Genomic DNA, 9,231 nt, shown 5'->3' with positions numbered 1-9,231 from the left:
GCCGGCACCGGCACCCGTGGCGGCGTTGACCTGGGTCCGATTCAGGGTGGCGCGGGCGGCCACACGGGTGGCGGCATCAACGCCGGTCCCGGCGCCGGCAGGTAATCCCTGGACAGGGCAGTGCCGGCGCTGTCGCGAATGCGGCGGCGCCGGCACTGGCGCGCTTTTCCATCACGGTGACTTTTACGCCGGCGCGAGCCGGCAGCGGGCCAACGATCATGCCAGCCGGTCCGCCGCCGACGATCAATCGTGCCCCGGACTCGGACGACGCGGCAGGCACCCGCCGACCTTGGCACATTGGTTTCCGCTGCCGGGGCGAATAGTGTGAGCCCGGTGAACGCGTTCCTGAATTGGTGGGACGGCAACGAGCTGTGGCTTTCTGGTCTGGCCTTCGTGTTACAGGCCATGGTGGTGATGCCCGTCGTGCTGGTCGTGGCCTACGTCACGGCGACTTTGCTGGACGGCCTCCTCGGCAGGGGCATCGGGTTGATGCGTCGCGCCCGCCACGCTGACGGGGCGGCCGGTTAGCCCGCATGCCCCGCTCGCACGTGACGTTGATTCTCGTCACGCTCGTGGTACTGGTGGTCGTCGCGTGGCTGCTGACGCACTGACGCCGGGTGCCGATGCGGTGTCCGGTGGCGGCCCCGCGAATTCCTGTTAGGCTTCGCGCCATGCACGTAGCGACCGGTGTTTTGGACTGCTATGTATTCGTGCACTGTTGTCGCTGACTCCCAAACCCGTGCGCGGTCTGGTCTGAGTTCGTAGCTCCTACTGAAATTCTCGGCGCCTTTCCGCAGTTACGGATCGATATCAATAGTCCCGCACTGGAAGGCCATCAATGTTCGACGACATCGCAGGCGCGCTGCGCCGGCGGCGGGTTCGCTATGCCGGGGTGCTCGCGCTGGTTGCCGCTGTCGTCGCGGCGTGTCAGGGCGGCCCTAGCGACGTGGTCGGTAGCGGCGGCCCGGCGAATGCCCACACGAGCCTTACTCTGGTCGCCTACTCCGCCCCAGAACCCGGCTGGAGCAAGGTGATTCCCGCGTTCAACGCCTCCGAGGAGGGCAAGGGCGTGCAGGTGATCACCTCATATGGCGCCTCGGGCGATCAGTCGCGCGGTGTCGTCGACGGTAAGCCGGCCGACGTCGTGAACTTCTCGGTCGAACCGGACATCAGTCGTTTGGTCAAGGCCGGCAAGGTTTCCAAAGACTGGAATACCGACGCCACCAAGGGCATCCCGTTCGGCTCGGTGGTGACTCTTGTGGTGCGCGCGGGCAATCCCAAGAACATCAAGGATTGGGATGACCTGCTGCGGCCCGGTGTCGAGGTCATCACGCCCAGTCCGCTCAGCTCGGGTTCGGCCAAATGGAATCTGCTCGCCCCGTACGCCGTGAAGAGCAGCGGTGGCCAAAATGCGGATGCCGGAGTCGATTTCGTGCGGCAATTGGTGAGCGGGCACGTCAAACTGCGTCCCGGATCGGGGCGGGAAGCCACCGACGTCTTCGTCCAGGGCAGCGGTGACGTGTTGATCAGTTACGAGAACGAGGCCATCGCAACCGAGCGACAGGGCAAGCCGGTCCAGCATGTCACCCCGCCGCAGACGTTCAAGATCGAGAATCCGGTGGCGGTGGTGAGCACCAGCCCGCACCTGGATGCCGCGAGGGCATTCAAGAACTTCCAGTACACCGCGGCGGCGCAGAAGTTGTGGGCGCAGGCGGGGTTCCGGCCGGTCGACCCGGCGGTCGCCGCCGACTTCCGCGACCAGTATCCGGCGCCGGCGAAGCTGTGGACGATCGCCGAACTCGGCGGCTGGGGCACGGCGGATCCGCAGCTCTTCGACAAGAACACCGGCAGGATCACCAAGATCTATATGCAGGCCACCGGATGACGGCGGCGATCACACCGGACCCCCAGGCGACGCGGCCGGAACTCGACGGCGCCGCCGGGCGATGGGCTCCACCGGGGTGGTCCCCCCGTGGGTCGGGCACCACGTCGTTTCGGGTGGGTGTGGCGCTGGTGTGGCTTTCGGTGATCGTGTTGTTGCCGTTGGCCGCCATCGCGTGGCAGGCCGCCGGCGGCGGTTGGCGCGCGTTCTGGCTGGCGGTGACGTCGAACGCCGCGGTGGAGTCGTTCCGGGTGACGCTCACCATTTCCGCCGGAGTCACGGCCGTCAACCTGGTCTTCGGTCTGTTGATCGCCTGGGTGCTGGTGCGCGACGACTTCGTCGGCAAGAGGCTCGTCGACGCGATCATCGATCTGCCGTTCGCGTTGCCGACCATCGTCGCCAGCCTGGTGATGCTGGCCCTGTACGGGAACAACAGCCCGGTGGGCCTTCATCTGCAGCACACCGCGTGGGGTGTGGCCGTCGCGCTGGCTTTCGTCACGCTGCCGTTCGTGGTGCGTGCGGTTCAGCCGGTGCTGCTGGAAATCGATCGCGAGACTGAGGAGGCGGCGGCATCGCTGGGCGCCTCGGGGCCAAAAGTTTTCACTTCGGTGGTGTTGCCGTCGCTGACCCCCGCGTTGTTATCCGGTGCGGGGCTGGCGTTCTCGCGTGCGATCGGCGAATTCGGTTCGGTCGTGCTGATCGGTGGTGCCGTTCCGGGGAAGACCGAAGTGTCGTCGCAGTGGATCCGCACCTTGATCGAGAACGACGACCGCACCGGCGCGGCGGCGATATCCATTGTGCTGCTGGCGCTCTCGTTTCTGGTGCTGCTCCTGCTGCGTGTCGTCGGTGCGCGCGCGGCCAAACGCCAGGAGTTGTCCGCATGAGATCTTCGTCGCGGGTTCGCTACACGATCCGGTACGTCGCGCTGGCATATATCTTCGTGCTGCTCATCGTTCCGGTCGCGGTGATCCTGTGGCGCACCTTCCAGCCCGGATTCGGCCGGTTCGTCGAGTGGATCAGTACCCCGGCGGCGATATCGGCGCTGAACCTGTCGCTGCTGGTGGTGGCCATCGTGGTGCCGCTGAACGTGGTCTTCGGTATCCCGACGGCATTGGTGCTCGCGCGCAACCGGTTTCGCGGCAAGGGCGTGGTGCAGGCGATCATCGATCTGCCGTTCGCGGTGTCGCCCGTCATCGTGGGCGTGGCGTTGATCCTGTTGTGGGGATCGGCCGGTGCGCTGGGCTTCGTCGAACGGGACCTGGGATTCAAGATCATCTTCGGCCTGCCCGGCATCGTGCTCGCGAGCGTCTTCGTCACCCTGCCTTTCGTGGTGCGCGAGGTCGAACCGGTGTTGCACGAGTTGGGAACCGACCAGGAGGAAGCCGCCGCAACACTGGGTTCGACGTGGTGGCAAACGTTTTGGCGGATCACCCTGCCGTCCATCCGGTGGGGCTTGACTTACGGCATCGTGCTGACCGTCGCGCGTACGCTCGGGGAATACGGCGCGGTCATCATCGTGTCGTCCAACCTGCCGGGGACGTCGCAGACGCTGACATTGCTGGTCTCGGACCGCTACAACCGTGGGGCCGAGTACGGCGCCTACGCGCTGTCGACGCTGCTGATGACCGTTTCCGTGGTGGTGCTGATCTTCCAGGTGGTTGTCGACGCCCGCCGGGCCCGCGCAACCAGAGAGGTTTGAACGAGGTGACTTTATGACAGCCGCCCAGACCGACCAGCGCGAAAATGCCATCGTCGTGCGCGAGGCAAACAAGCGCTATGGCGATTTTGTCGCGCTCGACGACGTGGATTTCGTCGTACCCGCCGGCTCGCTGACGGCGTTGCTGGGCCCCAGCGGGTCAGGAAAATCGACCCTGCTGCGCACCATCGCCGGCCTCGATCACCCCGACACCGGAACCGTCACCATCAACGGTCGTGACGTGACGCGAGTACCGCCGCAGCGCCGCGGCATCGGATTCGTATTCCAGCACTATGCGGCGTTCAAGCACATGACCGTTCGCGACAACGTGGCCTATGGGCTCAGGATTCGCAAGCGGCCCAAGGCCGAGGTCAAGGAGAAGGTCGACAACCTGCTGGAAGTGGTGGGGCTGAGCGGATTTCAGACCCGCTATCCCAACCAGCTGTCCGGTGGTCAACGACAGCGCATGGCGCTGGCCCGCGCGCTGGCCGTCGATCCGGAAGTGCTGTTGCTCGACGAGCCGTTCGGCGCCCTGGACGCCAAGGTCCGCGAGGACCTACGGGCCTGGTTGCGGCGCCTGCATGACGAAGTCCACGTCACCACCGTGCTGGTCACCCACGACCAGCACGAGGCGCTGGACGTGGCCGATCGGATCGCCGTGCTCAACAAGGGCCGCATCGAGCAAGTCGGTTCTCCCACTGAGGTTTACGACTCTCCGGCGAACGCGTTCGTGATGTCCTTCCTGGGCGCGGTTTCCGCATTGAATGGCGCGTTGGTCCGGCCGCACGACATTCGGGTTGGTCGCAAACCGGACATGGCGATCGCCGGCGGCGACGGTACCGCCGAGTCCATCGGCGTCGTGCGCGCCGTCGTCGACCGGGTGGTGGCGCTGGGTTTCGAGGTGCGCGTGGAGTTGACCAGCGCGGCCACCGGCGGCGCGTTCACCGCCCAGATCACCCGGGGTGACGCCGAGGCACTGGCCCTGCGGGACGGCGACACCGTGTACGTGCGCGCCACCCGGGTGCCCCCGATAGTCGGCAGCGACACCGTCGGCGTCGGCGACGCCGACGAAGACCAGACGACGCTGACGACGGCGTAGCGGGCGGCGGCGGCCGTTATCCGTTGTCGCCCATCACCAAACCATCGCGGCGCGGGTCGGCGCCGCCGCTCCACTTCGACGAGCTGCGGGTGATCGCCGAGAGCCCGCTGGACTGGTCGGCCAGGTTGACCTGATGTCCCAGTTCCCGCAGGCCCTGCACCAGTGGGTCGTGATCGCCGTTATCCGAGGCGTTGATTTCGGGGTCCTCGCCGCCGACGTTGGTAAATGGGGAGTTCTCGGCCCCGAAATCGACCAGGGACACGGCCTGCTGGGGGTTGAGTCCCCAATCCAGCATTGCCACAAGGGTTTTCACGACGTACTGAATGATCGTGGAACCGCCGGGCGAGCCCGTCACCGCATACAGGGGGCCCCGGCCGCCCGGCGCTGGGTCGAACACCAGCGTCGGAGCCATCGAACTGCGGGGCCGTTTCCCGGGCTGGACGCGGTTGGCCACCAGCGCTCCGTCGGGCGTGCGGGGCTCGGCGGCGAAATCGGTGAGCTGGTTGTTGAGGATGAATCCGTCGACCATGTGGAAGGAGCCGAACGACGCCTCGATGGTCGTGGTGAACGCGGCCGCGTTGCCGTAGGAATCGATGATGCTGACATGGCTGGTGCCGTGCTCCGGGGCGGGTGGCGCCACACCGGCGGGCATGCCGAAGTCGCCCGGCCTGGCGATCCCCATGGTGCGCTGCATTGAGATCAGCGCGGCGCGACCGGCCAGATAACCGGGGTCGATCAGCGCACTGAGCGAGCCGCCGGGCGGTCCGACGAAATCGGCGTCGGCGACATATTTGTCGCGGTCCGCGTAGGCCAGCCGCTCGGCTTCGGAAATCAGATGCACCCCCATCACACTCGGGCGGCCGCCGTTGAGATCGACACGGCTGGGCGGGTAGTCAGCCATCGGAAGATGCTCGAGGACTCCGAGCGTGGCCGCCACCGCGACGCCGCCCGACGACGGCGCGGGCATGCCGCAGACTTGCCGGCTGCGATACGTCGTGCACAGCGGTTCGCGTTTCTTGGCGACATAGCCCGCCAAATCCTCGCTCGTCATCTCACTTGGCGTGCGGTTCTCCGACGTGTCGGCGGCCGCCGCGACGATGTCGCGAGCGATGGCGCCGGTGTAGAAGGCGCCGACGCCCCCGGAGGCTATGGCGAACAACGTTTTTGAGTACGCCGGGTTCGTCAGGCGCGTTCCCGCGGCCCTGGGCCCGCCGTCGGGATTCAGGAAATACCCGCGCGCCTGCGCGTCGCCGCGCAGCTGCGCCGCCGAGTCGGAGATGGCGGCGGCCAACCGGGGGCTGATGTCGAAACCGCCGTCGGCCAACGCCATTGCGGAGTTGAACAGGTCGCGCCACGGCGTGTGCCCGTGGTCGTTGTGCACGAGCTCGAGCATCCGCGGGATCCCCGGGACTCCGATCGAGCGCCCCGAGGCGCGCGCGTTGGGCCTGGGTGCGACCTGATCGTTGTCGCTGATCCAGCGCAGGTAGTTCTCGCCCGCCGCCGCGGGGGCGACTTCGCGGCCGTCGTAGGCCTGCACCGCGCCGGTATGGGCGTCGTAGTACAGCACGAATCCGCCGCCGCCGAGGCCCGAGGACTGCGGTTCGACCAGCCCCAACACCGCCTGGGCTACCACCAAGGCGTCGGCGGCCGTCGCCCCGTCCCGCAATACCCGGCAGGCCGCCTGGGTCGCTAATGGATTGGCCGTGGCGACCGCGTAGTGAGCGGTCTGCACGACGGTCATGTCGCTGCGGTAGCCGCTCGCGATCTCGGGATTCTTCGCGGTGTTCCGCGACGACGGCGCCGAAACCGCGGGCGCCGACGGGGTCTTGGACGCGGGTGTGCCATTGGCCACGATCTCGCACGGGCCCGCCGCGTTGGGCGCGGCCGCGTGGTTTCCGCCGCTACACCCAGCCAGGGCCAGCACCAGCGCAGCCAGCGCGGCTCCAATTGGCAAGGGCGTGTTCAACACCCGAAGTGTACGGGAGTCAGGCCGCAATCAGGTCGGCGCGGGCGTTGCGGGCTTCATCAAAGCGATCCAGCACGGTCTCGGCCACCAGTCGGTGCGCGCCCAACGGTTCCGCCAGCTCCATGCCGGCGTAGTCGGCGAAACTTCGCACGCGGTCCGGCAGCCGCCCGGGCGCCAGGAACCACGGCGCGATGATGATCCGTCGGGCGCCCTGCCGCCGTAACCGGCCGGCGGCCTCGGCCAGCGACGGTTCCGGACGGGTCACGAACGCCGTTGTCGCGCCCGCCCAACTCGTGCCTGCCAGCAGATGGGTTGCCACCCGCCGAGTCCGCGCGTTGGTCATGGCGTCGGACGACCCTATCGCCGCCACGAGCACACCAGCCCGGTCGTCGTGCCTTGAGACATCCACGTCGGTAACCCGCTGCCGCAGCACCGAGATCAGCCGTGGATCTTCGCCGAGCACATCGGCCAGGGCAACATCCACACCCGACTGGGCGATCTGGCGCGGTATGTCGACGCGGGCGTGGTAGGCGTTCGCCAACAGCAGGGGCGTGACGACGGCGTCGCGACAGTCGGCCAGTACGTCGGCCAGGCTGGGGGAATTCAGCTCGCAGAACGCAAGCCGCACGTCGAGGCCGGGCCGCAGGCGCGCCACCTGCTCCGCGACGGCGCACGCATTGGCAGCCGACCGCGGATCCCTACTTCCGTGTGCCGTGAGCACGAGGGTGGTCACGACGCGTGCAACCCACATTCGGTCTTCGACAGTCCCTGCCAGCGGCCGCTGCGCGGGTCGGCGCCCTCAACGGGTTTGGCGGTGCAGGGAGCGCAGCCGATCGACGGATAGCCTTCGTAGACAAGGGGATTGACCAACACGTCGTGCTCGTCGATGTAATTCTGCATGTCCTGATCGCTCCACGCCGCCAGCGGGTTGATCTTCACCAGCTTGAACGCCTCGTCGAAGCTGATCAGCGGCGCGTTGGCGCGCGTCGGCGCCTCCACGCGACGAAGTCCGGTCACCCAGGCGGAGTAACCGCGCAGCGCTTTGCCCAGCGGGGCGACCTTACGCAGCCGGCAGCACTCACCGGGATCGCGGGCGAACAGGTCTTTGCCCAGCAGTTGGTCCTGTTCGGCGACGCTGTGTTCCGGCGTGACGTTGAGAACCCGGACGTCGTATACGGATTCAATCGCGTCGCGGGTGCCGATGGTTTCGACGAAGTGATAGCCGGTGTCCAGGAACAGCACCGGCACGCCCGGCCGCACCTTGGCGGCCAGGTCGACCAGCACTGCGTCCTGCATGTTTGAGGCCACCACGTAGTTGCACGTGGCCCAGCCGCGGGGTCCGTTGATGCCGCCGAAGTTCTCGTCGGTCCACCGCAGGAGGTCGGATGCGCTAGCGCCTTCGAGCGCCGCGGCGCCGCGCTCCGCCAGCTCACGCAGAGCGGCCTCGCTCGGCACGGTCGATTGATCGCTCATCGCAGATCGGCCTCCTCCGCGCGAATCGCCCACTGCGCGAACCGTTCACCTTCGTTGCGGTGCTTGATGAAATTACGCACCACCCGGTCGATGTAGTCGCTCACCTCGTCGCTGGTGACCTTGTGCTGACGCAGCTTTCGGCCGAATCCGCTGTCCAGGCCGAGGCTGCCGCCCAGGTGAACCTGGAAGCCCTCGACCGAGCCGCCATGGCCGTCGTCGACCATCTGGCCCTTGAGCCCGATGTCGGCGACTTGGATTCGCGCGCACGAGTTCGGGCAGCCGTTGATGTTGACGGTGATCGGCACGTCCAGCTGGGAGTTGATGTCCTCGAGACGGCGCTCCAGCTCGGGCACCAGACCCTGCGCCTTGCCGCGGGTTTCGGCGAAAGACAACTTGCAGAATTCGATCCCGGTGCACGCCATTAGGTTTCGGCGCCAATGCGAGGGCTTGCACTGCAGCCCCAGCGCCTCGACGCCGGCGATCAAATCGTCGAGCTTGTCGTCGGGGACGTCGAGCACCACCAGCTTCTGGTAGGGGGTGAACCGGATCCGGTCGGACCCGGCCCGCTCGGCCAGCTCGGCCACCGTCGAGAGGATGGTGCCGGACACCCGGCCGGCGATCGGAGCGAACCCGACGGCGTTGAGCCCGTTCTTGAGCCGCTGCACCCCGACGTGATCGATCGGATGCTTGACCGGCTCGGGCGCCGGGCCGTCGATCAGGCGACGCTTGAGGTATTCGGTTTCGAGAACTTCGCGGAACTTTTCGATGCCCCAGTCCTTGATCAAGAACTTCAGGCGTGCCTTCGATCGCAGCCGCCGGTAGCCGTAGTCGCGGAATATCGACGTCACCGCCGCCCACACCTCGGGCACCTCGTCCAGCGGGACCCAGGCCCCGACCCGCTGGGCCAGCATCGGGTTGGTGGACAGCCCGCCGCCGACCCACAGGTCCAGCCCCGGGCCATGCTCGGGATGGTTGACGCCGATGAACGCGATGTCGTTGATCTCGTGCGCGACGTCCTGCAGACCGGAGATGGCGGTCTTGTACTTGCGCGGCAGGTCGGCGAAGTCGGGCTGGCCGATGTAGCGGCGCACGATCTCGTCGATCGCCCAGGTGGG

Annotated in this window: 10 protein-coding genes; 5 read left to right on the top strand and 5 right to left on the bottom strand. The window is 67.2% G+C overall.

The annotated features are described in order from the left end of the window. Positions 1 to 76: 76 nt before the first annotated feature. The gene (locus tag A5736_RS27055; protein WP_217695771.1) at positions 77 to 298 is read right to left on the bottom strand and encodes an NAD(P)-binding protein; all 222 of its coding nucleotides are present in this window, start codon (positions 296 to 298) and stop codon (positions 77 to 79) included. A gap of 26 nt (positions 299 to 324) precedes the next feature. Here A5736_RS27055 and A5736_RS22065 point away from each other — a divergent pair, with 26 nt between their 5' ends. The 5 genes from A5736_RS22065 to A5736_RS22045 all read left to right on the top strand — a co-directional run bounded on the left by A5736_RS22065 (position 325) and on the right by A5736_RS22045 (position 4,677). Continuing rightward, positions 325 to 528, top strand: a complete 204-nt coding sequence (locus A5736_RS22065; protein WP_233148028.1) for a hypothetical protein — start codon at positions 325 to 327, stop codon at positions 526 to 528. 310 nt (positions 529 to 838) lie between these two features. Beyond that, positions 839 to 1,885: a sulfate ABC transporter substrate-binding protein gene (locus tag A5736_RS22060; RefSeq protein ID WP_076124457.1), complete on the top strand. Its 1,047-nt coding sequence runs from the start codon at positions 839 to 841 to the stop codon at positions 1,883 to 1,885. After that, on the top strand, positions 1,882 to 2,766 hold the full coding sequence (gene cysT / locus A5736_RS22055) for a sulfate ABC transporter permease subunit CysT (RefSeq protein WP_076248554.1): 885 nt from the start codon (positions 1,882 to 1,884) through the stop codon (positions 2,764 to 2,766). Before A5736_RS22060 ends, cysT begins: the two co-directional genes overlap by 4 nt. Then, entirely contained in the window at positions 2,763 to 3,581 is an 819-nt protein-coding gene (cysW, locus tag A5736_RS22050) for a sulfate ABC transporter permease subunit CysW (protein ID WP_076124453.1), read from the top strand. The genes cysT and cysW overlap by 4 nt, the downstream gene beginning before the upstream one ends. Positions 3,582 to 3,594: 13 nt before the next feature. After that, positions 3,595 to 4,677 (top strand): sulfate/molybdate ABC transporter ATP-binding protein, encoded by a 1,083-nt coding sequence (locus tag A5736_RS22045; protein WP_076124451.1) that lies wholly within the window; start codon positions 3,595 to 3,597, stop codon positions 4,675 to 4,677. Positions 4,678 to 4,693: 16 nt separating this feature from the next. Here A5736_RS22045 and A5736_RS22040 read toward each other — a convergent pair whose 3' ends face one another. The 4 genes from A5736_RS22040 to A5736_RS22025 all read right to left on the bottom strand — a co-directional run. Beyond that, on the bottom strand, positions 4,694 to 6,643 hold the full coding sequence (locus A5736_RS22040) for a gamma-glutamyltransferase family protein (protein ID WP_254848433.1): 1,950 nt from the start codon (positions 6,641 to 6,643) through the stop codon (positions 4,694 to 4,696). Positions 6,644 to 6,662: 19 nt separating this feature from the next. Then, positions 6,663 to 7,376, bottom strand: a complete 714-nt coding sequence (locus A5736_RS22035) for a sirohydrochlorin chelatase (RefSeq protein ID WP_076248552.1) — start codon at positions 7,374 to 7,376, stop codon at positions 6,663 to 6,665. Next, positions 7,373 to 8,116 carry a phosphoadenylyl-sulfate reductase gene (locus A5736_RS22030; RefSeq protein WP_076248550.1) on the bottom strand — a complete coding sequence of 248 codons (744 nt, stop codon included), beginning with the start codon at positions 8,114 to 8,116 and terminating at the stop codon, positions 7,373 to 7,375. Before A5736_RS22030 ends, A5736_RS22035 begins: the two co-directional genes overlap by 4 nt. After that, positions 8,113 to 9,231: nitrite/sulfite reductase (locus A5736_RS22025; protein ID WP_076248548.1), on the bottom strand; the 1,119-nt coding region annotated here is incomplete at its 5' end. The genes A5736_RS22025 and A5736_RS22030, both read right to left, overlap by 4 nt.

The sequence above is a fragment of the Mycobacterium sp. SP-6446 genome, assembly GCF_001954045.1.
In the GTDB taxonomy this organism is placed as follows: Bacteria; Actinomycetota; Actinomycetes; order Mycobacteriales; family Mycobacteriaceae; genus Mycobacterium.
Note: the sequence above shows the minus strand (reverse complement) of the source record. Positions and strands in the feature narration are given on the sequence as shown.